Source organism: Microbacterium sp. NPDC089321, assembly GCF_040684935.1.
Taxonomy (GTDB): Bacteria; Actinomycetota; Actinomycetes; order Actinomycetales; family Microbacteriaceae; genus Microbacterium.
In genome coordinates, this window is record NZ_JBFBGX010000001.1 from 806,571 (window position 1) to 832,751 (window position 26,181).

Annotated in this window: 26 protein-coding genes and 1 tRNA gene; 17 read left to right on the top strand and 10 right to left on the bottom strand. The window is 69.0% G+C overall.

Annotation, left to right across the window (positions count from 1 at the left end):
- Positions 1-119: 119 nt before the first annotated feature.
- On the bottom strand, positions 120-935 hold the full coding sequence (locus AB0N59_RS03750) for a hypothetical protein (RefSeq protein ID WP_363478923.1): 816 nt from the start codon (positions 933-935) through the stop codon (positions 120-122).
- A 212-nt stretch (positions 936-1,147) separates the two neighbouring features.
- Between AB0N59_RS03750 and AB0N59_RS03755 the strand changes: the two genes are divergently transcribed.
- Entirely contained in the window at positions 1,148-1,909 is a 762-nt protein-coding gene (locus AB0N59_RS03755) for an alpha/beta hydrolase (protein ID WP_363478926.1), read from the top strand.
- Between the two features lie 61 nt (positions 1,910-1,970).
- Here AB0N59_RS03755 and mnhG read toward each other — a convergent pair whose 3' ends face one another.
- The 6 genes from mnhG to AB0N59_RS03785 are packed head-to-tail and all read right to left on the bottom strand — an operon-like array spanning position 1,971 to position 8,310.
- Positions 1,971-2,369 (bottom strand): monovalent cation/H(+) antiporter subunit G, encoded by a 399-nt coding sequence (mnhG, locus tag AB0N59_RS03760; RefSeq protein ID WP_363478929.1) that lies wholly within the window; start codon positions 2,367-2,369, stop codon positions 1,971-1,973.
- Positions 2,366-2,635, bottom strand: a complete 270-nt coding sequence (locus AB0N59_RS03765) for a monovalent cation/H+ antiporter complex subunit F (RefSeq protein WP_363478932.1) — start codon at positions 2,633-2,635, stop codon at positions 2,366-2,368. The genes mnhG and AB0N59_RS03765 overlap by 4 nt, the downstream gene beginning before the upstream one ends.
- The gene (locus AB0N59_RS03770; protein WP_363478935.1) at positions 2,632-3,243 is read right to left on the bottom strand and encodes a Na+/H+ antiporter subunit E; all 612 of its coding nucleotides are present in this window, start codon (positions 3,241-3,243) and stop codon (positions 2,632-2,634) included. Before AB0N59_RS03770 ends, AB0N59_RS03765 begins: the two co-directional genes overlap by 4 nt.
- The gene (locus AB0N59_RS03775; protein ID WP_363478938.1) at positions 3,243-4,796 is read right to left on the bottom strand and encodes a Na+/H+ antiporter subunit D; all 1,554 of its coding nucleotides are present in this window, start codon (positions 4,794-4,796) and stop codon (positions 3,243-3,245) included. Before AB0N59_RS03775 ends, AB0N59_RS03770 begins: the two co-directional genes overlap by 1 nt.
- Positions 4,793-5,392, bottom strand: coding sequence for a Na(+)/H(+) antiporter subunit C (locus AB0N59_RS03780; RefSeq protein ID WP_363478941.1), 600 nt, complete (start codon positions 5,390-5,392; stop codon positions 4,793-4,795). The genes AB0N59_RS03775 and AB0N59_RS03780 overlap by 4 nt, the downstream gene beginning before the upstream one ends.
- A complete protein-coding gene (locus AB0N59_RS03785) occupies positions 5,392-8,310 on the bottom strand; it encodes a Na+/H+ antiporter subunit A (protein WP_363478944.1) in 2,919 nt (972 codons plus the stop codon). Before AB0N59_RS03785 ends, AB0N59_RS03780 begins: the two co-directional genes overlap by 1 nt.
- A gap of 107 nt (positions 8,311-8,417) precedes the next feature.
- On the opposite strand from AB0N59_RS03785, the gene AB0N59_RS03790 reads away from it, so the two are divergent.
- Positions 8,418-9,233: an aldo/keto reductase gene (locus AB0N59_RS03790; RefSeq protein WP_363478947.1), complete on the top strand. Its 816-nt coding sequence runs from the start codon at positions 8,418-8,420 to the stop codon at positions 9,231-9,233.
- A 24-nt stretch (positions 9,234-9,257) separates the two neighbouring features.
- Here AB0N59_RS03790 and AB0N59_RS03795 read toward each other — a convergent pair whose 3' ends face one another.
- Complete coding sequence (locus AB0N59_RS03795) at positions 9,258-10,331, bottom strand: LacI family DNA-binding transcriptional regulator (protein ID WP_363478950.1); 1,074 nt, start codon at positions 10,329-10,331, stop codon at positions 9,258-9,260.
- Between the two features lie 70 nt (positions 10,332-10,401).
- Here AB0N59_RS03795 and AB0N59_RS03800 point away from each other — a divergent pair, with 70 nt between their 5' ends.
- From AB0N59_RS03800 to AB0N59_RS03815, 4 genes are all read left to right on the top strand, one after another.
- Positions 10,402-11,625, top strand: a complete 1,224-nt coding sequence (locus AB0N59_RS03800) for an MFS transporter (protein WP_363478953.1) — start codon at positions 10,402-10,404, stop codon at positions 11,623-11,625.
- Between the two features lie 9 nt (positions 11,626-11,634).
- The gene (gene nucS, locus AB0N59_RS03805) at positions 11,635-12,330 is read left to right on the top strand and encodes an endonuclease NucS (protein ID WP_363478956.1); all 696 of its coding nucleotides are present in this window, start codon (positions 11,635-11,637) and stop codon (positions 12,328-12,330) included.
- Positions 12,331-12,423: 93 nt separating this feature from the next.
- Entirely contained in the window at positions 12,424-12,870 is a 447-nt protein-coding gene (locus AB0N59_RS03810) for a hypothetical protein (protein ID WP_363478959.1), read from the top strand.
- A gap of 125 nt (positions 12,871-12,995) precedes the next feature.
- Entirely contained in the window at positions 12,996-13,664 is a 669-nt protein-coding gene (locus tag AB0N59_RS03815; protein WP_363478962.1) for an HAD hydrolase-like protein, read from the top strand.
- 60 nt (positions 13,665-13,724) lie between these two features.
- Here the strand turns inward: AB0N59_RS03815 and AB0N59_RS03820 are convergent, their stop codons facing one another.
- On the bottom strand, positions 13,725-13,931 hold the full coding sequence (locus tag AB0N59_RS03820; protein ID WP_204975136.1) for a cold-shock protein: 207 nt from the start codon (positions 13,929-13,931) through the stop codon (positions 13,725-13,727).
- Positions 13,932-14,482: 551 nt separating this feature from the next.
- Here AB0N59_RS03820 and AB0N59_RS03825 point away from each other — a divergent pair.
- The 5 genes from AB0N59_RS03825 to AB0N59_RS03845 all read left to right on the top strand — a co-directional run bounded on the left by AB0N59_RS03825 (position 14,483) and on the right by AB0N59_RS03845 (position 18,692).
- Positions 14,483-15,442, top strand: coding sequence for a hypothetical protein (locus tag AB0N59_RS03825; RefSeq protein WP_363478965.1), 960 nt, complete (start codon positions 14,483-14,485; stop codon positions 15,440-15,442).
- The gene (locus AB0N59_RS03830; RefSeq protein ID WP_363478968.1) at positions 15,439-16,845 is read left to right on the top strand and encodes a hypothetical protein; all 1,407 of its coding nucleotides are present in this window, start codon (positions 15,439-15,441) and stop codon (positions 16,843-16,845) included. The genes AB0N59_RS03825 and AB0N59_RS03830 overlap by 4 nt, the downstream gene beginning before the upstream one ends.
- A gap of 152 nt (positions 16,846-16,997) precedes the next feature.
- Positions 16,998-17,171 carry a CsbD family protein gene (locus tag AB0N59_RS03835; protein ID WP_204975129.1) on the top strand — a complete coding sequence of 58 codons (174 nt, stop codon included), beginning with the start codon at positions 16,998-17,000 and terminating at the stop codon, positions 17,169-17,171.
- Positions 17,172-17,273: 102 nt separating this feature from the next.
- Entirely contained in the window at positions 17,274-18,332 is a 1,059-nt protein-coding gene (locus tag AB0N59_RS03840) for a YbdK family carboxylate-amine ligase (protein ID WP_363478971.1), read from the top strand.
- Between the two features lie 42 nt (positions 18,333-18,374).
- Positions 18,375-18,692 (top strand): hypothetical protein, encoded by a 318-nt coding sequence (locus tag AB0N59_RS03845; protein ID WP_363478974.1) that lies wholly within the window; start codon positions 18,375-18,377, stop codon positions 18,690-18,692.
- A gap of 50 nt (positions 18,693-18,742) precedes the next feature.
- Here AB0N59_RS03845 and AB0N59_RS03850 read toward each other — a convergent pair.
- A tRNA-Leu gene (locus AB0N59_RS03850) sits at positions 18,743-18,826 on the bottom strand.
- Between the two features lie 139 nt (positions 18,827-18,965).
- Here AB0N59_RS03850 and AB0N59_RS03855 point away from each other — a divergent pair.
- From AB0N59_RS03855 to AB0N59_RS03880, 6 genes are all read left to right on the top strand, one after another.
- Positions 18,966-19,655 carry a DUF3662 and FHA domain-containing protein gene (locus AB0N59_RS03855; protein WP_363478977.1) on the top strand — a complete coding sequence of 230 codons (690 nt, stop codon included), beginning with the start codon at positions 18,966-18,968 and terminating at the stop codon, positions 19,653-19,655.
- A gap of 73 nt (positions 19,656-19,728) precedes the next feature.
- Positions 19,729-20,220, top strand: coding sequence for an FHA domain-containing protein (locus AB0N59_RS03860; protein WP_363478980.1), 492 nt, complete (start codon positions 19,729-19,731; stop codon positions 20,218-20,220).
- A 14-nt stretch (positions 20,221-20,234) separates the two neighbouring features.
- Complete coding sequence (locus AB0N59_RS03865; protein WP_363478982.1) at positions 20,235-21,533, top strand: PP2C family serine/threonine-protein phosphatase; 1,299 nt, start codon at positions 20,235-20,237, stop codon at positions 21,531-21,533.
- A complete protein-coding gene (locus tag AB0N59_RS03870; RefSeq protein WP_363478985.1) occupies positions 21,530-22,912 on the top strand; it encodes an FtsW/RodA/SpoVE family cell cycle protein in 1,383 nt (460 codons plus the stop codon). Before AB0N59_RS03865 ends, AB0N59_RS03870 begins: the two co-directional genes overlap by 4 nt.
- A gap of 16 nt (positions 22,913-22,928) precedes the next feature.
- A complete protein-coding gene (locus AB0N59_RS03875) occupies positions 22,929-24,398 on the top strand; it encodes a penicillin-binding transpeptidase domain-containing protein (RefSeq protein WP_363478988.1) in 1,470 nt (489 codons plus the stop codon).
- Positions 24,395-26,170, top strand: a complete 1,776-nt coding sequence (locus AB0N59_RS03880) for a protein kinase (RefSeq protein WP_363478991.1) — start codon at positions 24,395-24,397, stop codon at positions 26,168-26,170. The genes AB0N59_RS03875 and AB0N59_RS03880 overlap by 4 nt, the downstream gene beginning before the upstream one ends.
- Positions 26,171-26,181 lie beyond the last annotated feature (11 nt).

Consider the following 26,181-nt stretch of genomic DNA (forward strand, 5'->3'; position numbering starts at 1 on the left):
AACTCAGGAGAACCACCGGAACGGGCGGTGTACGCGCGGGTCCCGGCCCCGATCGACCGCATGCTTCCTGAGTTGCGAACGCGTGAGGGCCGCAGAGCGGCGACGACCGCGGCGATCTGCTAGCGTACCCGGTCGGGTGAGCTGAAGATGTCGGCCGCGACGGGGCGAACAGTGACGTACCCCGACATGGCCGCGACCATGTCGCGCTCGCGATCGCGCTTCTGCTGCTCCCAGCCCCCGTGATGCGCCCTGCTATCGCACTCGATGATGAGCCACCCCTCCACGACGAAGTCGACCCGGCCGACACCGGGGATCTCGACCTGTGTCTCGAAGTCGAGGCCGAGCGCCCGCAGGATCAGCCGCAGGAACGTCTCCGGGCCCGACTCGGCCGACCCGTCCACGAGCTTCACGAGCACGGCGAACCGCGCAGGAAGCTGGTCGAACAGCCGCTCGAGCTCGCGCACGGTCATCAAGCGGTGATGCACCACGCTGTCGAGGGTCGCGAGCGCCGCACGTTCGCCCTGGCAGCGCACGGCCTGCAGCACGGCATCCGGAATCGACACCGCGTGCAGACGACCCGCACTCGACGTAAGAGCGCCCCAGTGCAGGCGAAGGCCCTCTATCCGCTTCGGTAGGCGCCCCGCATTGGGTGCGACATGCACGTGAAAGGCGTCTTCGTCGAGCACGAACACGCCGATGATCCGGAGCAGCGACACGCAGCACAGACGTCCCCCGGCTCGCACCGCCTTGGCGATCTGCGGGTCGAGGTCGGCCCGGGCGTAGCGGTCGCGACGCAGACGGAGCAGTCTTCCATCGAGCACCGCCCGCGCGATCTGTCGTGGTCGCCAGCCGTCGTGCAGAAGGTCATCCCGTTGGAGGACCACGGCGGCGTACACCTCGCGGACCCGGTCGTGGATGGTGGAGTGATCGGCCATGCCAGCACCCTGCTCGCACCGCCCTGTCGTCGGCGTGCGCAATCACAGCAGATGTGGATTGTCGGCACAACGCCAGGAGCTGTGCACAACTCTGCGGCGCGCATGACTCAGGAGAGCTGGCCGCCGGATCCGCACATACCTCGGATTCGGGCCCTGTTGCGGCTGGTTCTCCTGAGAACTGCGCGGCGCATCCGGCCAGGTAGCGTAGAGGGATGCCGGAACGACTGCTCGCACCCGAGGGCACGCCCGCCGACATAGGCGAATTCCCGCACGCCGGGGCCACGCTCGTCTACGAGGACTTCGGCGCCGGGCCTCGCCCGATCGTGCTGCTGCACGGGATCGGGATGGGCCGCAGCGTCTACCTCGACCTCACGACCCACCTCGACGGCCGGATCATCGGGCTCGATCTGCCAGGGTTCGGCGAAGCGCCCGAGCCTCCGAAGACGCCCACGATGGAGCGGCTCGCCGACCTCGTCGCGGCGTTCCTGCGCAGTCGCGGCATCGACGACGCCGTGATCCTCGGGCACTCCATGGGCAGTCAGATCGCCGCGGAGCTGGCGGTGCGGCATCCGGATGTCGTCTCAGCGCTCGTGCTCGCCGGCCCGACGGTGAACAGCGCGTCGCGCAGCATCCGGGCCCAGGCCGGCTACCTGCTCTGGGATCTGCTGCACGAGCGGCCCGTCGTGCTGTGGCGAGGGGCGCGCGAGTACCTGCGCGGCGGACCGAACCTGGTGCGCAAGATGAAGGCGACGATCGTGCACCGGCCTGAGAACGCCTACCCGCGCGTGAGGGTTCCTGTTCTGGTGGTACGAGGGCAGCGCGACCCGCTGGCGCCGATGAAGTGGTGCCGCGAGATCCTCGACATGGTTCCCGACGCCCGTTTCGCCGAGATCCCCGACCACGGCCACGGCACACTGATCAGCGACTCCAGCGGCGCTGCCGCCACGATCAGGGACTTCGTCCGAGACCTCTGACGGCCGACGAGCGGCGGACCGACCCAGACCGCCCCGACACAGACCGCCCCGACCCAGACCGTCAGCCGGCGGCCGGCGGGGTCTGCTTCGAATCGGCGTACTCGTCGACCACGAGGCTGTGGGCCTGGATCGTGCCGTTGCGGTACGCCTGGCGCCCGACCATGTGCGCCGACAGCGGCGCGGTCGCGAACTGCAGCAGGATCACGGGGATGACGATCACGAGTCCGAGCAGCATGCCGCCGATGGTGCGCTGCGCGACGGCGACCGCCAGGCAGATCAGCACGAGGCCGAGCACCTGCGGCTTGGTTCCCGCGTGCAGCCGGCTGGGCACGTCGCGGAAGTGCAGCAGTCCGACGGCCGCCGACAGGCACAGGATCGCGCCGAGCAGCACGAGCACGAGCGCGATGGTCTCGGCGACGGGCGCGGGAACGGCGATCTCGAGGAAGGATGTCACGCTCATGGTGTCGTGTTGTCCCTTCGTGCGACGTAGCGGGCGACCGAGATCGACGCGAAGACGCCGACCGCCGCGATGATCAGCATCACGGGGATGTTCCTGGTGTGCCCGTTGATCGCCATGTCGGCCCCCAGCACGCACATCACCTCGGTGAGCAGCACGTCGGACGCGACGGTGCGGTCGAGGATCGACGGCCCTCGCACGATGCGGATCACGCAGAGGATCGCGGCGATGCCGAAGACGACCAGGATCGCGACGAGCAGCGGATTCATCGCACGCCCCCCTTCGACGAGTTCGACGTCGACGGGTTCGACGTCGACCGCTCGGAGGCGAGGTCGCGCTTCAGCGCCGCGTACTGCTCGGGCGTGCCGACCGCGCGCACGATGCGTCGCTCCCAGCACAGCACCTCGGCACGGAACGCGTCGACCTCGTCGCGGTTGTGCACGCCGATGACGTGCAGGTACAGGATGCGCCGGTCGCGGTCGCTCTCGACCACCAGCGAGCCCGGGATGAGGGATGCCGTGACCGCGACGTGAGTGGTGACGATGTCGTCGGCGTAGCGCAGCGGCACCTCGACGATCGCGGCACCCGGCTGGCGGCGGAGGTCGAACACCTGGATCGTCACGCTGACGGCACCCATCACCACCGCGGCGAGGAAGCGCACGATGAAGACCAGCGAATGCCAGAGGTTCACACGCCCGACGAGCTCGACCGTCGGCAGGCGGAAGACGCGGGTGACGAAGATCGCCACCAGGATGCCCGTGACCACCGCGAGCGGAGTGAACTGGTGCCACAGCAGCAGCCACAGCAGAACCAGCCAGATCATGAACGGCAGCTGCAGCAGGATGTCGCGGACGATGCGACGCCGGGTCTCGCGCATCAGCCGGCCCCCTCGTCGATCTGCTCGAGGGTCACCGGTGTCAGCAGCCCGGCGCCGATGCGGTCGCAGAGCGCGTAGAGCGGGCCCGCGAAGACGGTCAGCGCGACCGTCACCGCGACCATGCCCGCTGTGGCATACGTCATGATCGCGGGGATCTCACGCGTCTCACCCTGCTCGTCCGCGGCGGGCGCGTTGCCGAGGTACTCGATGCGGCCGTCGTTCTCGGCGGCGCCGTCGTCTTCACGCCAGAAGGCGAGGTTCCAGGCGCGCATCAGCGCGTACAGCGTGAGCAACGAGGTCAGGATGCCGCCGAAGATCAGCACGATCATCATGGGCGTGCCCACGCCCGCGGCGGCCTCGAACAGCGCCACCTTGCCGATGAACCCCGAGAAGGGCGGCAGCCCGCCGAGGTTGATGGCGGGCACGAAGTACAGCACGGCCAGCACCGGTGCGGCCTTCATCAGTCCGCTCACCCGCAGGATCGACGTGCTGCCCGCCTTGCGCTCGATGAGTCCGACGGCGAGGAACAGGGTGGTCTGCACGACGATGTGGTGCACGATGTAGTACACAGTGGCGCCGATGGCATCCTCGGTCGCGATCGCCAGACCGAAGATCATGTAGCCCACGTGACTGACCAGGGTGAACGACAGGATCCTCTTCAGCTCGGCCTGCGCCACCGCACCGAGCACCCCGATCACCATGGTCGCCAGCGCCACGATCTGCAGCAGCGTGTTGATGTCGTTGCTCGCGAACAGCTGCGTCTCGGTGCGGATCAGCGCATACACGCCGACCTTGGTCAGCAGGCCCGCGAACACCGCCGTGACGGGCGCGGGGGCGGTCGGGTACGAGTCGGGCAGCCAGAACGACACGGGGAAGATGGCTGCCTTGATGCCGAACGCGATCAGCAGCATGAGGTGCAGCACGAGCTGCGTCTCTTGGGGCAGCTGCGCCACGCGCTCGGCGACCTGGGCCATGTTCACCGTGCCGACCGCGCCGTAGATCATCGCGATCGCCGCGAGGAACAGGATCGACGAGACCAGCGACACGACGATGTACACCGCGCCTGTGCGGATGCGCGACTCGGTGCTGCCGAGGGTGATGAGCACGTACGACGCGACCAGCAGGATCTCGAACCCGACATAGAGGTTGAACAGGTCGCCCGCGATGAACGCGTCGAAGATGCCGGCCGCGAGGATGAGGTACGTCGGGTTGAAGATCGAGATCGGAGTCTCTTCGGCGCCGTCGGCGGCGCCCTGACCGATCGAGAACAGCAGCACCGCGAGCAGCACGATGCTCGAGATGAGCACGAGCAGCGCCGCGAGGCGGTCGACGTAGAGGATGATCCCGAAGGGAACAGGCCAGCCGCCCACCGACACCGCGAAGGGCTCGTTCGCGGCATCCACCGCCGCGAGCAGCACGGCCGCGATGACCGACACGGCGACGAGGGTGCCCGTCGTGACCACGACCTGCAGGCGCGGGTTGCGGCCGAAGATCAGGGTGACCGCGGCCCCCAGCAGCGGCAGCATCACGATCAGGGGAACGAGTGCGTTCATGGCTGCTCCCCCTTCTCGTCGGACTCGTCTTCGCCGGATGCGCCGTCAGGCTCTGCGGCACGGGCATCCGGATGCCGGGGAGCCGCGTCACGGGCATCCGGAACATCCACCGGCGCGTCGTCGACGATCGACGGATGATCGCGCATGTTGAGCACGGTGATCGGGGCGGTGCTGACGCCGACGAAGTCGGTGGTCGCCTCCTCGTCTTCGAGCGAGGACTCGTCGTCGATGAGGTCTTCCTCGGCGTCGGTGCGCTCGCGCACCGCGATGTCGCCGAGGTCGTCCTCGACGGTGTCGGCCTGGCCGAGCTGCCACGAGCGATAGATGAGGGCGAGCAGGAAGGCCGAGACGGCGAAGGTGATCACGATCGCCGTGAGCGTGAGCGCCTGGGGCAGCGGGTCGCTGACCGCGCCCTTCTCGCCGTAGAACGGGGCCGCACCCGGCACGCCCATCACGATGAGCAGCAGCAGGTTGGTCGCATTGCCGAGCAGCAGGAAGCCGATGAGCACCCGGGTGAGGCTGCGCTCCATCATGGCGTAGACGCCTGAGGCGAACAGCACGGCCATGATCACGATGAGGGTGAGCGAGACGTCCATCAGATCACCACCCCCCTGCTGCGCATCTCGAGGGTCTGCCGGTCGACCTCGGCGCCGAGGCTGCGCAGCACGTCGAGCACAAGACCGATCACGACGAGGTAGACGCCGATGTCGAAGACGGTCGAGCTCACGAACTCGAGGTGGCCGAGCAGCGGCACATCGGCCTCCCACACGGTGCTCTGCAGTGGAGCCATCCCGAAGAAGAGGGGCAGCAGGGCAGCGCCGACGGCCAGGGTGAGACCGGCGCCCAGCAGGCGGCCGGCGTCGGTCGGGGCCGCGGCTCCGAGCTCCCAGCGCCCGCCGGCGATGTAGCGCATCACGAGAGCCATGCCGGCGACGAGACCGCCGGCGAAGCCGCCGCCCGGTCCGTTGTGGCCCGCGAACAGCAGGTAGATCGACACGAGGATGATCGTGTGGAAGAGCACGCGCACGATGACCTCGAGCAGGATCGAGCGGTTCTCGGCCTTCACCTGCTGTCCGCCCACCAGCCAGGCACGGGGGGCATCGCTGTTCTCGGCGGTCTGGAAGCGCAAGCCCTCGTCGGTCTCGACCATCGGCCGCCGCGCCGTGGAGCGGCGCTTGGTCTCGGGCAGGTCGCGGGTGGCCGAGAGCAGGTCGGCGCGATGCGTGACGAAGACCAGGGATGCCACACCGGTGGCCGCCAGCACGAGCACACTCAGCTCGCCCATCGTGTCCCATCCGCGCAGGTCGACGAGGGCGACGTTGACGACGTTCTTGCCGTGGCCGAGATCGTAGGCGAGCTGCGGGAAGTCGAGTGAGATCGGGTCGAACATGCGCGCCTGGGTGGCGACGATCGCGACGAACGCCATGACGACGCCGACTCCGACGGCGAGCACGGCGCGAGGGATGCGGCCGACCGAGGCGTTGTGCTCTCCCATGCGCGACGGCAGACGGCGCAGCACGAGGGCGAAGGTCACCATCGTGACCGTCTCGACGAGGATCTGCGTGAGGGCGAGGTCGGGAGCACCGCTCGTCGCGAACAGCACGACCATTCCGAGGCCCGTGACCGAGACGAGCACGACACCCGTGTATCGTTTGCGTGCACGCACCGCGATGATGCCGGCGACGGCCATCACCGGCGCCACGACGATCTGCACGGGCGTGTGCCAGGCCGAGAGCGCCACCCGGTCGGGCATAGCGGCGACGAGCGCGGTGGCCTCGGCGGCGAGCAGCACGACGAAGATCGTGCCGACGTACAGCGGCAGCGAACCGCGCTGGGTGAGGCTGGTGGTCAGCACCGAGAGGCGGTCGACGCCGCGCATGACGAGGTAGTACGCGTCGGCCGCGGTGAACCGCAGCATGCGGGCCCGGCGGTCCCAGCGGGTGCGGATGCTGAGCACGAACACCCCGATACCCGCGATGATCGCGCCGATCGACAGCAGAAGGGCTGGTTCGAGTCCGTGCCACAGGGCGAGGTGACCCGGCTCCTCGTCGCCGAGGGTGGTCGCGTACCCCTGCAGGGCGACGTCGACAGCCGGTGCGCCGATGCCGGCGGCGAGGGTCAGCCCGGCCAGGACGATCGGGGCCGAGAGGAAGCCGACGGGCGGATCGGGCCATGCCGTCTCGGGCATGGGGGCACCCGCGGCATCCTTCTTGCGCCAGAACGCACCCCAGAGGAACCGGCATCCGTAGGCCGCGGTGAGGATCGCGCCCAGTGTCACGCCGGCCAGCGCTACCCATCCCCAGACCGAACCGTGCTGGGCGTCTTCGAGCAGCGCGGTGAGTGTCGACTCCTTGGCGACGTAGCCGATCGTCGGTGCGACGCCCATCATCGAGGCGACCGAGATGAACGCCGCGGTCGCCATCACGGGGGCCTGACGCCCGACGCCTGAGAGCTCGTCGATGTCGCGCGTGGAGAGCTGACGGTCGATCACGCCCACGATGAGGAACAGGGCCGACTTGAACAGGGCGTGCCCGATCACGAGGGCGAGGCCGGCCAGCGCCGCTGCCGGCGTTCCGTACCCGACCACGACAGCGAAGAAGCCGAGCTGGCTGACGGTGCCGAAGGCGAGGATGCGCTTGAGGTCGGTCTCGCGCAGCGCCTGGATGCCGCCGAGCAGCAGGGTGAAGACGCCCAGCGTGATGACGATGGGGCGCCAGGGCGCCGACAGCGCGAAGATCGGCGCGAAGCGCGCGATGAGGTAGATGCCGGCCTTCACCATCGCAGCGGCGTGCAGGTAGGCGCTGACCGGCGTCGGCGCGGCCATCGCGCCGGGCAGCCAGAAGTGGAAGGGGAAGAGCGCCGACTTCGAGATGGCGCCGATGAGCAGCATGACGATCGCGGCGTCGACCAGGGGTCCGGTCGGGGCGAGGGCCAGCAGCTCCCGGATGCTGGAGGTGCCGGCGTCGACGACGAGCAAGACCACGCCGACGAACATCACCAGTCCACCGAGGGTCGTCACCAGCAGCGCCTGAAGGGCGGCACGACGACTGGCTGCACGGCGGCGGTAGTGGCCGATGAGCAGGTACGACAGGATGCTGGTGAGCTCCCAGAACATGACCAGCATGACGAGGTCGTCGGTGAGCACAAGCCCGTACATCGCGCCAGCGAAGCCCAGCAGCACACCGGCGAACTGCGCGACCTCGCGCCCGTCGTCGTGGAAGTACCAGCGGCAGTACAGCAGCACGAGCGCGCCGACACCCGTGACGATGAGCGTCAGCACCCAGCCGAGCACGTCCATGCGCATCGAGAGGTTGAGCCCGAGCTGCGGGATCCATGCGTAGTTCTCGAAGGGCGCATCTGCGGCATCCAGCACCCGCGGCGTCTGGGTGAGCGCGTGCACGAACGCCGCAGCGGGCACGAGCGCACCGAGCACGAATGCCTGTGCTCCGAGCCAGCGCACCAGGAGGGGGAGAACGAGAGACCCTGCCAGGAACACGGCGAGGAGCAACAGCATAAGCGGCTCCTCAAGCTCGTCGAGGCCTTCCGGCACAGGCGGGCGATGTGACTCTATTCTACGGGTGGATCTGCACCCGCGGCGTCGCCGGCTCGTAATGTGAGCCCATGAGCATCCGTTTCCCCCATGGTCCGACCGTGCCCGAGATCGGCATCGGCACGTGGTTCGTCGGCGACGAGCCGTCTCGCCGAGGCGACGAGATCGCCGCGATCCGGGCAGGGCTGGATGCCGGCCTCCGCGTCATCGACACCGCTGAGATGTACGGCGACGGGCGCTCGGAGGATCTCGTGGGCGAGGCGATCCGCGGACGACGCGACGACGTGTTCCTGGTCAGCAAGGTGCTGCCGTACAACGCGTCGGCCGACGGGGTGCGCCGGGCCGTCCACGCCAGCCTTGGGCGTCTCGGCACCGACCGTCTCGACCTGTATCTGCTGCACTGGCGGGGCGCGGTGCCGCTGGAAGAGACGGTGACCGCCTTCGAGCGCCTGATCGACGACGGCGACATCGTGGCGTGGGGTGTGAGCAACCTCGATCCTGACGACCTGTCCGAGCTGCCGCCCGGCTGCGCCACCGATCAAGTGCTCTACAACCCGCTGCGGCGCGGACCCGAGGTCGACCTCTTCCCTCTGCTGCGGGCGCAGAGCATGCCGGTGATGGCATACTCCCCGCTCGAGCAGGCACGCATGCTCGACGACCCCCGGCTTGCAGAGCTCGCCGCATCCGTCGGCCTCTCCCCCGCCCAGCTGGTTCTGGCGTGGGTCGTCCGTGACGGCGACGTCCTTGCGATTCCGAAGGCCGGATCGGCGGCTCACGCTCGAGAGAACGCCGCCGTGCTCGGCGTCACCCTGCCCGCCGACGTGCGGGCCGAGATCGACCGGCTCTTCCCCGCACCGCAGCACCCGGTTCCGCTCGAGATGCTCTGAGCCCTGCGGCGGGCGCGGTGACGGTCAGGCTGCGGGAGGCGCGGCCGTGCCGCCCTCGCGGAACTCGCACGTGAAGTGCACCGACTCGCCCCGCTCGCCCTCGAGCATCCGGGCGATCTGCTCGCCGGCAGCGCGGCCCTTCGCGAGCGCGGGCTGCGACATGGTCGTGAGCACGAGAGAGCCGAGACCATCGGCGGCGATGCCGTCGAATCCGACCACGCTGAGGTCGTCCGGCACTCGCAGGCCCAGCTCCTCGGCGGCGCGGATGGCGCCGACCGCGAGCAGGTCGCTCTGCGCGACGATCGCCGTCGGCCGCTCATCGAGAAGCACGCCCTCGTCATCGGCGAGCAGCATGCGCGCGGCGATGTAGCCCTCATCGACCAGGCTTCCGCCGGCCGAGACTCCCGGGGCGTCGGGGTACGCCTCACGGAACCCGCTCAGTCTGTCGAGCGTCACCGGAACGGTCGCCTCGATCACCCGTCGCGGAGTGATCGGCGCGCGTTCGCGGGACGGATCCAGCGGCAGCGTGATCGTCGCCACCCGCCTATGCCCCAACTGGAATACATGCTGCGCGATGCGTGCACTCGCCTCTCGGTTGTCGAGCGAGACCTGAGGCACGTCGTCTCCGGCATCGCCCTCGATCACCACGACGGGCAGGCCGCGCTGCCGAACGACGTCGAGCGCGTCCCGCGTGCGCGTCGAGCAGCCGATCAGCACGACGGCGTCGACGGGAGCGTCGGCGATGGGCGGCGGCTCGTCGTCGCGAGGGTCGTCGCGCAGCAGCAGGATGCCGGCGCTGATCGAGGCCAGCGCATCGGTCAGGCCGTCCATCATCACGGTCGTCACCGGGTCGAGGAACGCGTGGCGCAGCTCTCCCCCCAGCACGACGCCGACGATCCCGCTGCGTCCGGTGCGAAGCGATGCGGCGCGGGGGTCGGGCCCGGCGTACCCCAGGGCCGCTGCCGCGGCGAGCACCTTCTCGCGGGTCGCATCCGCGACGTTCACCTTGCCGCTGAACACGACCGAGGCCGTAGAGGTCGACACTCCGGCTTCTCGGGCGACATCGGCGATGGTCGCTCGCCGCGTTCCGGTGCTCATGATCCGAGGATAACCCCCGCAGACACGGCCGGATTCTCGCGAATCGAATCGTTTCGATTACGATGGGCGGATGGACACAGCCCTCACCCGCTCGCAGTTCGTCCGCTGGCGCATCGCGATCTTCGCGGTCTTCCTCGCCAGCGGGCTGTCGATCGCGACCTGGGCGTCTCGGGTGCCGAGCATCGCCGCCGCACTGCAGATCGACAAGGCGCAGATCGGCCTGCTGCTGCTGGGCATGGGCATCTCGTCGATCATCGGCATCTCGACCGGACCGATCGTCATGGCACGAACCGGCGCTCGACTCGGGATGCTGATCGGCATGACGCTGTTCGGCTCCGGAGTGATCCTGATCGGCCTCGGAACCGACGTCTTCGGATCGGTGCCCGTCGTCATCGCCGGGCTCGTGCTCTTCGGCCTCGGCAACGGCTCGGTCGACGTGATGATGAACGTCGAGGCCACGGCCATCGAGCAGCAGATGGGCAAGACGATCCTGCCGGTGTTCCATGCCTTCTTCAGCTTCGGCACCGTCATCGGCGCGGGAGTCGGCGCGGGCGCGGCCCTGCTGTCGATGAACGTCGCGACTCACGCCGGCATCGTCGGCGCGGTGATCATCACCGCCGCCGTCGCCTGCTTCTTCCAGGTGCCCGTGCGCGAGGCCGCGCTCGACCCGGCGCCAGAAGAGAATCCGCCCTTCCGTCAGCGCATGCACATCGCGCTCGAGGCGTGGCGCGAACCACGGACCTACGCGCTGGGCGTCGTCATGCTCGGCATGTCTTTCGCCGAGGGCGGCGCCAACGACTGGATCGCGCTCGGAGTCGTCGAGGGTCACGAGCAGGAGGTCGGCATGGGCGCCCTCGCGCTCACCGTCTTCTCCGTCGGCATGACGGTCGTGCGGCTGTTCGGCGGACCGCTCGTCGACCGCTTCGGCCGGGTCGCCGTGCTGCGCGTGCTGGCGGTGACCGCGGCATCCGGCATCCTGCTCTTCATCCTCGCTCCGAGCCTTCCGCTGGTGCTGCTGGGGGCCGCGCTCTGGGGCATCGGCGCGTCGCTCGGCTTCCCGCTCGGCATGTCGGCCGCCGCCGACGACCCCGCGAAGGCCGCCGCGCGCGTGAGCGCCGCGGCCACCATCGGCTATGTCGCATTCCTCGGTGGTCCCCCGGTTCTGGGGCTGATCAGCGAGCACTTCGGCCTGCTGAACACCCTCTTCATCCTCGTCGCGCTGGTGATCATGTCGGGCCTGTTCTCGTCGGCCGCGAAGCCGCTGAAGACCGTCGAGCCGGCCACGACGAAGTAGGCTCTTCGGGTGCGTCTCGTCATCGCCCGCTGCTCGGTCGACTACACCGGTCGGCTCAACGCCCATCTGCCCCTCGCCACGCGCCTGCTGGTGCACAAGGGCGACGGCAGTCTGCTCGTGCACTCCGACGGCGGCAGCTACAAGCCGCTGAACTGGATGAGCCCGCCGTGCTCGCTCGCCCCTGAGATCCCGGGCGAGGAAGAGGCCAGTGCCGGCGTGATCGAGGTCTGGCGCGTCACCCACAAGAAGACCGGCGACGCCCTGCGCGTGCAGATCTACGAGATCATCCACGACTCGAACCACGAGCTGGGCGTCGACCCAGGACTGCAGAAAGACGGCGTCGAGGCCGACCTGCAGCGCCTGCTCGCCGAGCAGGTCGATCTCATCAGCGAGGGCGCGACCCTCGTGCGCCGCGAGTATCCGACGGCGATCGGTCCCGTCGACCTGATGGTCAGGGATGCCCGTGGCGCCGCGATCGCGGTCGAGGTGAAGCGCCGGGGAGACATCGACGGCGTCGAGCAGCTCACCCGCTACCTCGAGCTGCTCGGGCGCGACCCGCATCTCGCTCCCGTCACGGGAGTGTTCGCGGCGCAGGAGATCAAGCCGCAGGCCCGCGTGCTCGCAGAAGATCGGGGCATCCGCTGCGTCGTGCTCGACTACGAGGGCATGAAGGGCATCGAATCGGGCATCCCCCGCCTGTTCTGACCCGCACCGGCCGAGCCGGGATCATCCCCGCGGTGTACGCAGGTCACTCTGCGGGCCGATGACCCGGGTCGCGGGCGCCGCGAGGCTGGAAGCATGACCAACCGTCCCGCTCTGCGCGCCGCTGCTGCCGGTGCCCTCCTGCTGCCCGTCGCTCTGCTCGCCACCGGATGCTCGGCCTTCGACGCCGTGGCGCATCACCAGAAGTCCCTCTCCTTCGCGGATCGCGCCGCCCTCGAAGAGGGCTGGGACGGCGAGCAGAACTGGATCCCCGCGGACGCCGAGAAGATCGAGGGCACCGCCTCGACCACGGCATCCGACACCGTGCTTCTGCTGCGCAGCGCGCAGGAGCTCGATCCGGCCGTGTGCGCCGAGACGTCGCGCCGATCGGCGCCGAACTACGTGGTCTCGGGTGCACCGGACGTGTACAAGATCGACACCGTCTTCGCCTGCGGGTCGTGGACAGTCGCTCGCACCGATGACGGCTGGCTCGGCTGGACGCCGAACTCCCCCGATGAGGCCGCCGAGTCCCCTCGCAGCTGAGCCGCCGCGCGGTTCACAACTCAGGAAGAACAGCCGAGCAGCACGCCCGCGCCCCGGCCCAGCAGCCGGTCCATGGCATGTCTCCTGAGTTACGAGCACCGGCAGCCCGCCCATAGGCTGGATGCATGCCCGACTCGACCTACACCTGCATCCTCTGGGACGTCGACGGCACCATTGCCGACGCGTCCGCCGGTATCCTCCCCCGGCTGCAGCAGGTGTTCGCCTCGTACGGCCTGCCCGAGCCGGATGCCGACGCCCTGTCGCTCTGGATCGGGCCGCCCATGCTCGAGTCGTTCCAGCTGCGTGCGGGGATGGATGCCGTGCAGGCCGAAGAGGCCGTGCAGCGGTATCGCGCACTGGCCGCCGCAGACGGATATGCGGCATCGGTCGACCTCTACCCCGGCGTGGCCGACGTGCTTCGCGCCGTGCACGCCGCCGGCATCCCGCAGGCGACCGCCAGCACCAAGCCCGAGAACCAGGTGCGGGCGATCCTCGACCATTACGAGCTCACGCCGCTGTTCACCGCGGTCTCGGGTGCTCGCGTCGGCACGATCGGCAACCATGACGGCAAGGCCTTCGTCGTCGGCCAGGCTCTCGATCGCCTGAAGACGGCGGGCGTCGATGTCTCGAACCCGGTGCTCATCGGCGACCGGCATCACGACGTCGACGGCGCAGCCGAGCACGGCATCCCGGTGATCTTCTCGGAGTGGGGTTTCGGCCGGCCCGCCGAGGCCGAGGGCGCGAAGGCCCGCGCGGCCGATGCGGCCGAGCTGCACGCTCTGCTGCTGGGCTGAATCCACCTGAAACGCAGAACTCCCCGGTGCCGTTCAGCACCGGGGAGTTCGGAACCCGCCTCAGAGAGGGCGGATGTTCTCGGCCTGCAGGCCCTTGGGACCCTGCGCCACATCGAACTCGACGCGCTGGTTCTCCTCGAGCGAGCGGTAACCGTTGGACTGGATCGCGGAGTAGTGCGCGAACACGTCGGCGCCTCCGTCATCGGGGGAGATGAAGCCGAAGCCCTTCTCCGAGTTGAACCACTTGACCGTGCCCTGGGTGCTCATTTACTGCCGTTCTGCTGATTGCTATGCCGACGCAGGACGCCCCGACTGCGCTAACGCTATCCCAGGCGACCCATCCGTCAACAGGTCATGACGGAAGGTGATGCAAATGTTGCATGAAATGTGGAAGGCCCCCACCGCGGGGGGAGCGGTGAGGGCCGAAGACGACCGGAGGGTGCGTCAGGATCAGCATACACACTTTTTTAAAAATTTGTCCCCCATATGGGGGACAAATCCTCAAAACAGTGTCATGATGATACCGGCACCCTCGCCTTACCCTCTGGGGAGGTACAGGCAAGAGGCCAGCTGCATGCGGAGATCGTCGGAAACTGGGGAGTAGCCGTCACCGAAGGGGGATTTCGGAGAAGCGATCAGATCCCACCGCACGCTCCTTCAGGATACGTCCTGAAGGACCTCATGGGGATAGCAGGCTCGGAGAGGTTCGTCAGCACAGCGAGGCCGACACCCTCTCCGAGCCGCATCATGTCGGCGTGTGTCCTCTTCAGTCACGCGGGCGAAGTACGCTGACTTCACCCGTTCGGCCGAGGAGTGCGATGCCCACCGATCACCCGCGCCCACGCGTCCGCGCGCGGGGAACGACGGCGCTGCTGGTCGTCTGCCTCGTCGTGGCCGGCCTCGCGGTCACCGCGGCCGCTCTGCTGCCGGGCTATCTGCGCGACGGCGCGAGGCGCGAGGCCGAGGCGACGCTGCACACCTTCCTCGACGCCGCGACGCAGGGCGATTCCGATTGGCGCGACGCTGCGAGCCCGATGCTGGCGGAGGCGGTGCCGGTCGGTGCGCCGGTCATCGGCGATGAGCAGACGGCGGATGCCCTGCACCTGACCGCCTCGTACACCGCAGGCGACCTGACGTTCGACGGCGCCACTCTGGAGCGCAGCGACACGGCGAGCGCAATCGTGACCGTCCGCTATCGCCACCGGATCGGCGGCGAGCGCGGCACGGCCTCGATCGCGCAGCGGGTATGGCTCACCAGGCCCTTCTATTACGGCTCGACGGTGCCGCAGCGGGCCGACGACGAGAAAACACCCACGGCTGTGGGGCCGTGGCGGGTCACGGGGATCACCCTTCCGGCCGCCGGCGACCGCACCGCGCGCGCCGCGTCGTCCCTGGCCTCCGACCCGCGCGGCTCCGCCGACGACTTCGCGTGCGAGACGCCGGCGAGCGCTCTCGCCCAGCTCGCCGACGCGGCCCGCATCGACGCGACCCTGACGTCGAGCTGCTTCTTCGGCCCCGACGACGGGGCCGAGGTGCTGGCCGACGGCGTGGATCCGGATGCCCTGGTCGCCCAGTTCCCTGCCGTCGACGCCGCAGACCCCTCGTCCATGCCGGCGGAGCTCACGAGGGTCGAGGGAGACGCGATGCGGGGCATGCGCCCTCCGTTCGCGCAGTATCTGGTCGCCGACCGCTACGTCGTGACCTTCGCGGCGGTGGCCACCGATGACGACGAGACGGCGACGCGCCTGGTGCGCATCGAGGATCGGGGTGAGCGATGACCGATCAGCACTCGCCCGAACCCGTGCACGCGTCCGAACCACCGCCGACGCCCGAACCTGCGACGGCAACCGAAGGGCTCGCGGTACCCGCCCCCGACCCGGCGCGCGCCCGTCGTCGCGCGCGGCTGACGATCGCCGTCGCCACGGCGATCGTGGTGGCGGCGAGCGCGGGGTGGGCCGCCACCCGGTGGCCCGAGGCACCGGCATCCGGACCCGCAGCCGATTTCGCCGAGCCCGATCCGCAGTCGCCGTGGCTGCCCGACCACGTACCCGACTCGGTTCGCCTGCCGCACGCCTGGGTGTCGATGAACGAGGCGCTGCGCGAGAACGACCGCGAGCGCTTCCTCTCGTATGCGACCGACGACGCGCGAGACGATCTCGCGCTGTGGTGGGACAACACGACCACGATCGGCTGGACGACCGCGTACATCGTGCCCGCGCTCGGCAGCAGCGGGGGAGAGGGCGCGTTCGTCGGCGCCGAGCTCGCGTTCTCAGCGAGGCCGCTGCGCGGCAGCGGCGATGCCGACGCCGGCTACCGGCTCACCCAGGGCTTCGGCTACGACATCACCACGACCGGCTCGGGCGAGAAGCTGCGCATATCGTCGTTCGAGCCGTGGACGCCGATGCCGTGGGACGAGGGTCCGATCCACGTCGTCAGGCGCGACCATGTCGTGCTGTACGGGATGCAGGACGAGAAGGCTCTCGTCGACGCCTCGGCCGACACGGCCGAGAAGGCGGCGGTCAAGGCGATCGACGCCGTCGCCGACCTGGGCGGCGCGGTGCCGATGACGGGCTTCGTGTCGGCGATAACGGCGTCGGCCGACCGGATGAACCGCTGGTACGGGGGAGAGGAGAACGCCGACGATCTCGAGGTCGCCGCCTACGCGCAGGCCACCGAGCGGCCCGCCGTCAGGTCGGATCTGTTCGAGCCCGACATCGCCGTCGGCGGATCGTCGTCGGGCGTGCAGGTCGTGATGGGCCCGCTCAGCGCCGACACCCGGCTGGCGACGTTCACCCATGAGTTCGCGCACGGGCTGCACTACGCGGCCGCCCCGCTCACGTCGTCGGATGAGCCGCCCATCGCCGTGTACGAGGGCTTCGCCACCTACATCGAACTGCGCACAGGGCTCACCGAGCGCGATTGGCTGGGGTACGGGGAGGTCCAGGACCTCGTCGCCGAGCAGGGCGCGGCCGCCCTCGACGACGAGACCTTCTCTGAGGAAGACGCCTGGCTCTCGTATGTCGCGGCCGGGTCGTACTACCTGTTCCTGGCCGAGAACGGCGGCGATCCGTGGCAGCTGGCGCTTGCCGGCGCACGGGCCGTCGATGAGAACCTCGTGCAGATCGTCGACGACCCGCGCTTCAGCGAGCAGGCCTGGAAGGACTGGATGGCTCGGCAATAGCATCCGGGACCGCTCGTCCATCCCGGGGAATCGGCGGCTAACGCGAGCCGGGGCGCCTGTCAATCCCTTGGCACGAACCGGCGCACGGATGACACGCTGGCATCTCCACGTCAGACAGGGCGGTGCTGCCGCCCCTAACGGAGGGAAACGACATGGGAATCATGGACGACGCCAAGCACAACACCGAGAAGGCTGTCGGCAAGGCCAAGGAGGGCATCGGAGATGCCACCGACAACGAGCGCCTCGAAGCCGAAGGCAAGCGCGACCAGGTGAAGGCCGACGCCAAGAAGATCGGCGACGACGTCAAGGACGCCTTCGACAAGTAATCTTCGCGGCCATCGTGCCCGACAGCGCGCCGTCGACCCACGGGTCGGCGGCGCTTGTCGTATCAGCGGCCCGACGCGGCCTGGAGACGAGAGGAGGCGCCGGTGGATGCCACGCGGTTCGGTATCGAAGAGGAGTTCCTGCTGCTCGACGCGTCGGCGCTGGTGCCGCTGTCCGGCAGCGGCATCGTCGAGAGGGTGAAGGGGCCGGCTCCCGGTGGGGGCATGATCACATCGGAGTACCTCACCTGCCAGTTCGAGTGCGCCACCGACCCGGTCCGCACGCTCGCCGAGGCGGGGGAGCAGCTCGGCGGCATGCGCCGGATGCTGGCGAGCCTCGCTCCCGAGAACGCGATCGTCGCGGCGACGGGCGCCCCGCTCGCGCAGTGGGGCGCGCCCCTCATCTCTGCGTCGAAGCACTACGACGACGTGCAGTCGCTGCTCGGGCAGCTCACCAGGCAGCACGCCGTGAACGGCCTGCACGTGCACGTCGAGGTCTTCGGCGATGAGGAGCGCGTGCGGGCGCTGCGGCGCGTGCGCGCCTGGCTGCCCGTGCTGCTCGCACTGAGCGCCAACTCCCCCTTCACCTACGGGGTGGCCTCGGGGCTGGCCAGCTGGCGCAGCGTGCTGATCCGCCGGCTGCCCGTCTCGTGGGCTCCGCCGGCGTTCTGCGACGCCGACGAGTATCACCGCACGGTCGAGCAGCTGGTGACGGTCGGACTGCTGCCCTCTCGCGGATCGACGTCGTGGGCGGTGCGTCTGTCTGAGAGGTTCGACACCGTCGAGGTGCGGGTGGCCGATGCGCAGCTGAGGGTCGACGACGCGCTGCTGCTCACCTCGCTCATGCGGGCGATCGTCGTCTCGGTCGACCTTCCGGATGCCGCCCCGCCTGCTGCCGAACTCGATGCGGCGCTCTGGCTGGCCGCCCGCCACGGCATGGATGCACGGCTGTTCACCCCGGACGGGGAGATCGAAGACGCCTGGACTGCGACGGAGAGGATGCTCGAGGGCATCCGGGACGCTCTGGACCAGCTCGGAGACGCCGCATTCGTCGACGAGCATCTCGGTCGCATCCGCAGTGAGGGCACCGGATCGGAGCGTCAGCTGCGGGCGTACGAGTCCGGCGGAGCGCAGGCGCTGGGCGATCTGTACCGCGACTGGTGACGCTGGTCTCCCGGCGGGGGCCCTGGCGGCTTATCATCCAGTATGGGACGACTGAGGTACGACGGCACTGCGGAGCCGATCGCGATCGATGATGCGACGCTGGCGCACCTGAAGATCATCATCGGGACGAAGCTCCGCCGCAACGAGAGCTTCCTCATGACCTGGCTGCGCACCGACGACGCGGTCGACGCGCGCACCACCATCTGGGTGCATCCGGCGATCCCGCTGCAGTTCGGCTTCGACGTGGCTGTGCTGCCGCCGATCGAGCCGGAGCGCATCTCGGCGATCATGACCGCGCTCAACGCGAGCGGCGAGCTCGTGCTCGACGAGTACCTGGCCGTTCCCGCCAAGGCCATCTGACGCCGCCGAGGAAACAAAAAGGTCCCGGATCTGTGATCCGGGACCATCTGTGCGCGAGGGGGGACTTGAACCCCCACGCCCTTGCGAGCACTGGCACCTGAAGCCAGCGCGTCTACCTATTCCGCCACTCGCGCATCGTCTCGTTCCGAAGAACTCAACCCGGAAAGGCTATCACGATGCAGGGGGTGCTTCGAACCGGCGGGACCTCAACAAGCGGTTATCCAGCGCGCCTGACTACGATGGGCCTACCGGTCGGCATGCCAGAGGAACCTCGTGGGACTACTTGACAGCTTTGAGAAAGGTCTCGAGCGCGCTGTGAACAGCGCGTTCGCCAAGACCTTCCGCAGCGGCATCCAGCCCGTCGAGATCGCCTCGGCGCTTCGGCGCGAGGCCGACACCAACGCGGCTGTGGTCAGTCGCGACCGCATCATCACGCCCAGCGACTACCTCGTGCGGCTCAGCCCCGACGACAATGAGCGGATGCGTGCGCTCGGCCGCGCATTGAACGATGAGCTCTTCGCCCTGATGACCGCCCACGCCCGCACGCAGGGCTACAGCTTCGCGGGACCGCTGCACATCTCGATCGAGGCCGACGAGCGCGTCGCGACCGGCGTCGTGCGGGTCACCTCGTCGTCGGTCGAGAGCAGCGTCGACTGGCAGGGGGTCGTCGAGATCGACGGCCGCCGTCACCCGCTCACGAGCGCACGCACCGTGATCGGACGCGGCAGCGACGCCGACATCACCATCTCCGACGCCGGCTCCAGCCGTCGTCATGCCGAGATCCTCTGGGACGGCGAGCGCGGGATGCTGCGCGACCTCGGCTCGACGAACGGCACCAAGGTCGACGGGCAGAAGATCCGAGAGATCGCCCTCGCCCCCGACACGTCATTCACGATCGGCCGCACCGAGCTGACCTTCCGCGTCGTGCCCGTGAGCCCCGACCACAGGAGAGCCACCCGATGAGCGTCCTTCGCCTCGCTTCGCTCGCTCAGGAACCGGCCATGGTCGCAGCCCTCGAGCCACAAGGAGCCACCCGATGAGCGAACTGGTCCTCCTGCTGCTGCGCATCGGCTTCCTGGTGCTGCTGTGGTTCTTCGTGTTCGGCGTCGTCTACTCCCTGCGCGCAGACCTGTTCGGCGTCCGCGTGCGCAAGATGCCCGCGAGCGAGGCCGCTGCCGTGCCGACGGCATCCCCCGCTCCGCAGCCGGCGAAAAGCGGATCGAGCAGCCGCATCCCCACGCACCTCATCATCACCTCCGGGCCGAAGACGGGCCTCGAGGTTCCCCTCGGCACGGCCGACTCGCTCTCGATCGGCCGCTCGAGCGAGTCCGGCCTCGTGATCCGCGACGACTACACCTCGAGCCACCACGCGCGCCTGTCGAAGCGCGGCGACACCTGGACCATTCAGGACCTCGACTCCACCAACGGCACGTACCTGGCAGGCCGGCGCCTGGGCGACAAGCCCACGCAGGTCGAGATCGGCACCCCCATCAAGGTGGGCGCCACGACCTTCGAGCTGCGTTCCTGAGGCCCCGCACCGAGATGGTCTTCGAGGGCTCGAGCGCCGCGATCTCCCACACCGGGAAGGTCCGCTCCAACAACCAGGACTCCGGCTACTCCGGCGCCAACCTCTTCGTCGTCGCCGACGGCATGGGCGGGCACGCGGGCGGAGACGTCGCCTCGACGATGGCCGTCTCGCGCATGGAGGCGCTCGACCACATCTACTCGTCGACCGACGACGCGCAGGCCGAGCTGCAGGCTGCGGCCACCACCGCGGCATCCGACCTGGTGCGCGCCTCGAAAGAGCGCCCCGAGCTCGCCGGCCTCGGCACCACCCTGTGCGCCATCGTCATGGTCGACGACCATGCGGTCATCGGCCACATCGGCGACTCGCGCATCTATCTCTACCGCGACGACGTGCTCACGCAGATCACGACCGACCACACGTTCGTGCAGCGTCTCGTCGACTCGGGCCGCATCACGGTCGAAGAGGCCAGGTACCACCCGCGTCGCTCTGTGCTCATGCGCGTGCTGAGCGACATGGACATCGCCCCCGACCTCGACATGTTCGTCATGCCGACGCAGCCGGGCGATCGCTGGCTGCTGTGCTCCGACGGTCTCTCGGGCGTGGTCGACGACGAGCACATCGCGAAGGCGATGCGTCTGGGTCTCGCGCCCGGCCGCACGGCCGACAACCTGCTCAAACAGGCCCTCGACGGCGGCGCGCCCGACAACGTCACGATCGTGCTCGTCGACGTCGGCGGCGCGCATCCGCTCTCCTCCGGCACGCCGACCATCGTCGGCGCCGCGTCGAACCCGGCCGACCTGCCCGTGCCCGCGCCGCGACCGTCTCTCACCGGCTGGCTGCACCCCGTGCTGCAGGCAGCCAACGAACCGAGCCACTTCGAGCCCGACTCCGACGACTTCTTCGAGGAGATCATCGAAGAAGACCGCCGTCGGGCACGGCGCCGCCGGTTCGCCTGGCTCTTCGCCCTGTTCGTCGCGGTGCTCGCCCTCGTCGGAGCCGGCCTCTTCGCCTACAACTGGACGCAGACGCGGTACTTCGTGGGCGCCGACGACGACAGCGTCGTCATCTACCGTGGCGTGCAGCAGAGCATCGGGCCGTTCTCGCTCTCGACAGAGGTGAAGGACACGGGCATCCTGCTCGCCGACCTGCAGTCGTATCAGCGCTCATCCGTCGAGCGCACGATCAACGCCCGCTCGCTCGCCGACGCCGAGGCGATCACCGATCGCCTCGCGAAGACGGTGCTGCCCATCGAGCCCCTGCTGCCGCTGCCCACACCCACCGCATCCGCGACGACGGAGGTGCCGACGCCATGACCGCCGTCTCTGCCGACACCAGCGTGATCAAGGCGCTGAAGAAGATCCGGATGCCGCAGAAGCAGCGCAACCGGGAGTTCTGGCTGCTGCTGTTCGCGCTGCTCATCTCGGGCGCATCGCTGACCCTCGTGCAGCTGGGCGCGCTCGGCCGCATCGACCCGATGATCCTCGTGATCGGCGGCGGGCTCGCGGTGCTGGTCTTCGCGCTGCACGTGGTGCTGAGAGTCGTGGCATCCGACTCCGACCCCTTCGTGCTGCCGATCGCGACCGTGCTCTCGGGGCTCGGCATCGCGATGATCTACCGCATCGACATCGCCCAGGAGAACAGCGGGTGGGCCGCGTACTCGAACAAGCAGCTGGCCTGGACGGCCATCTCGCTGGCAGGCGCGATCGCGATCGTCATCGCCCTGCGCAACTACCGCGTGCTCTACCGGTTCACCTACATCTTCGGCCTCACGGGCATCGTGCTGCTGATCCTGCCCTTCATCCCCGGGTTGCGCGCCCGCGGCGCGAACGCCGACGTCTGGGTGTCGCTCGGCGGCATCTTCTCGTTCCAGCCCGGTGAGCTGGCGAAGATCTGCCTGGCGATCTTCTTCGCCGGCTACCTGGTGCGCACCCGCGAGAGCCTCAGCTCGGTCGGCAAGAAGTTCCTCGGCATCACCTGGCCCCGCATGCGCGAGCTCGGCCCGGTGCTCGTGGTCTGGCTGATCTCGCTGCTGATCATCGTGACGCAGCGCGACCTCGGCACCGGCGTGCTGATCTTCGGCATGTTCATCGCGATGCTCTACGTCGCGACGGGAAAGACCAGCTGGGTGCTCATCGGACTCGCCGGCGTCGCCACGGGCGCCTTCCTCGCGACCCGCATCCTCGCCTACGTGCAGCGCCGCTTCACGAACTGGATCGACGCGTTCAACCCCGACATCATCTCGCGCGACGGCGGCAGCTATCAGCTCGTCGAGGGCATCTTCGGCCTCGCGCACGGCGGCCTGATCGGCACCGGATGGGGTCAGGGACGCCCGCAGATCACCCCTCTGGCGCACAGCGACTACATCATCCCGAGCCTGGGCGAAGAGCTCGGCATCGTCGGGCTCTTCGCCATCCTCTGCCTGTACATGGTGTTCGTCAGCCGAGGTCTGCGCATCGGCATGGCGGGGCAGGACGACTTCGGCAAGCTGCTGGCCACCGGACTGTCGTTCACCATCGCGCTGCAGGTGTTCATCATGGTCGGCGGCGTCACGCGCGTGATCCCGCTCACCGGACTCACGACCCCCTTCCTGGCAGCCGGCGGATCGTCGCTGGTCGCCAACTGGCTCATCGTGGCGCTGCTGCTGCGCATCAGCGACGCGGTTCGCCGTCAGCCGAGGGTGGTCATCGGATGAGGATGGTGATCAGACCATGACCAAGGAACTGCGCCGACTGAGCTTCGTGATCCTCGCGATGTTCATCTCGCTCTTCGCCGCGACCAGCTGGATCCAGGTGGTCGACGCCGACAATCTGGCCCAGAACCCGGCCAACACGCGGACGCGCCTCGACAGCTACCAGATCCAGCGCGGATCGATCATCGTCGACAACACGGCGATCGCGACGTCGGAGCCGGCCTCCGACCGGTACCAGTACCAGCGTGTCTACACCGACCCCGGACTGTGGGCGCCGATCACCGGCTACTACAACCCGGCGCTCGACTCCCGCACGGGCATCGAGAAGGCCCTCAACTCCGACCTCTCCGGCACGGGATCGAACGCGTTCTTTGGCGAGGTCGAGCGGATCCTCTCCGGCCAGCCCCAGCAGGGCCTCAGCGTCGAGCTCACGATGGACCCGAAGGCGCAGCGCGCGGCGTACGACGCGCTGCAGGGCCTGCAGGGCGCCGTCGTCGCGATCGAACCGGCGACAGGCCGCGTGCTGGCGATGGTGTCGACGCCCGGTTTCGACACGAACACGCTCGCCGCCCACGACCCCGCGGCGGTCAACGCCGAGCACGACCGGCTCGCGGCCGACCCGAGCAAGCCGCTGTACAACCGCGCCATCGGCGGCAACCTCAACCCGCCGGGGTCGACGTTCAAGGTCGTCGTGGCGGCCGCGGCGCTGGCATCCGGCAAGTTCACCCTCGATTCCACCTTCCCCAACCCCGCCCGCTACACGCTGCCGGGAACGAGTCAGCAGGTGTCGAACGCCTGGGGCGGCACGTGCGGCGACGGCGAGACGGCGACGCTCGCCCAGGCGCTCAAGCTCAGCTGCAACATCCCCATGGCCGAGCTCGCGGTGCAGCTCGGCGACAAGAGCATCCGCGAGATGGCTGAGAAGTTCGGCTTCAACACCGACCTCGAGATCCCGCTCGCCGTCACCCCCTCGGTGTACCCGAAGGGCGACGATGACGCGGGCCTCAGCGACGACGAGACCGCGCTGTCCGGTTTCGGACAGGGCAAGGTCACCTCCACGCCGCTCACCATCGCGATGGTCGCGGCCGGCGTCGCCAACGAGGGAACCGTGATGAAGCCGCGGATGGTCGACCGCGTGATCGGCGACGACTTCGCCGTGCACACGCAGTTCGACGACGAGGTGTTCCAGCAGGCTCTCGACCCCGAGGCCGCTCAGGCGCTGACCAAGGTGCTGGTCGAGGGCGTAGCGTCCGGAGCGGCGACGGGTGCAAGAATAGACGGCGTCGATGTCGCCGGAAAGACAGGCACGGCCGAGAACGGCGGAAAGCCCTACTCGCTGTGGTTCACAGGTTTCGCGCCTGCGGAGGATCCGCAGATCGCGGTGGCAGTCGTCGTCGAAGACGGCGGTGGAAGAGGCACATCGGGCAGCGGCAACACGATCGCCGCTCCGATTGCCAAGAAGGTCATAGAGGCGGTGCTGGGCAGATGAGGCCGACGCAGGGTGTGTCGTTCGGAGGACGCTACGAGCTGTTGTCGCGGATTGCGATCGGCGGCATGGGCGAGGTGTGGGAGGCGACCGATCACGTCATCGGCCGCACCGTCGCCATCAAGATCCTCAAGGACGAGTACATGGGCGACCCCGGGTTCCTCGAGCGCTTCCGCGCCGAGGCCCGTCACGCCGCACTCGTCAACCACGAGGGCATCGCCAGCGTGTTCGACTACGGCGAGGAGAACGGCTCGGCCTTCCTCGTCATGGAGCTCGTGCCCGGCGAGGCGCTGTCGACGATCCTCGAGCGCGACGGCGCGCTGAGCGCCGACAAGACGCTCGACATCGTCGCGCAGACCGCGTCGGCGCTGCAGGCCGCGCACGCCGCCGGACTCGTGCACCGCGACATCAAGCCGGGCAACCTGCTCATCACGCCAGACGGCCGCGTGAAGATCACCGACTTCGGCATCGCGCGCATCGCCGACCAGGTGCCGCTCACCGCGACCGGCCAGGTCATGGGCACCGTGCAGTACCTGTCGCCGGAGCAGGCGTCGGGTCACGCGGCGTCGCCCGCGACCGACGTGTACTCGCTCGGCATCGTCGCGTACGAGTGCCTGGCGGGCAAGCGCCCGTTCACCGGCGAGTCGCAGGTCGCGATCGCGATGGCGCAGATCAACGAGCAGCCGCCGCCGCTGCCCGACTCGGTGCCCGTGCCCGTGCGCAACCTGGTCATGGCCATGATCGCGAAGAAGCCGGCCGATCGGCCGTCGTCGGCCGCGACCGTCTCACGGGCGGCGCAGGCGCTGCGTCGCGGAGACCTGAACTCGGCCGCGATCGCTGTTCCGGCGATCGCCGGCGCGGGTGTGGCGGATGCTGATGACGCGACGCGCATCCTGACCGGGATGGGCGGTGAGGATGCCACTCGCATCCTGCCGACCACTGCGCAGCTGCCCGCGGGTGCTGCCGTCGCCGCGGCGACGACGACCGAGCCCGAAGAGCAGCCGAAGCGCAAGCGCAGCCCGTGGACGTGGCCTCTGATCGCGCTCATCGCGCTGCTCGTGCTCGTTCTCGGCGGCACGCTGATCGCCATGCTCAACCAGGACGAGCCGAAGCCCGCAGCGTCGAGCTCGACCCCGCAGACGCCCAAGCCCGAGAAGACCAGCGCGCAGCCGACCGAGCCCGAGGTGGTCATGGTCGACGTCGACGCGCTGCAGCTGACCGAGCGCCCGTGCGCCGACGCTCAGAAGATCCTCGAAGACAACAACCTCACGGGCGTGTGCGAGCAGGGCAACACCGAGGCCTCGTCCGCCGACCGCGAGGGCTGGGTGCAGAGCGTCAGCCCGTCGGGCAACGTCGAAGAGGGCACGACCATCACGCTGACGACCTACAAGGCCCCGGTGAGCATCGCGCAGCCGAAGTCGGCGCCGACGATCAGCGGCACGCCGACCACCGGTGCGACGGTCACCCTGAACTGGACGAACTTCGAGTGCCCGTCCGGGGTCCCCGCGCTGAGCTCGTACGACGTGAAGATCACGAACGCCACGTTCGATGACGGCAGCACCGAGCGCTCCTTCGAGCGCGGCACGCTGAGCGCCCCGATCACGATCACCGGCGCCCCCGGCGCCACGGTCACGGCCAGCTACGTCGCCTTCTGCGGCAACGACCTCGGTTCGCCGCGGTCGCCGCAGATGGAGGAGCAGATCCAGGCCCTCGAGACGCCCGCCGTGCCCGAGGGCGATGGCACGGGCACCGAGGGCTCAGCCCCCACCGAGTAATCTGGAAGGCG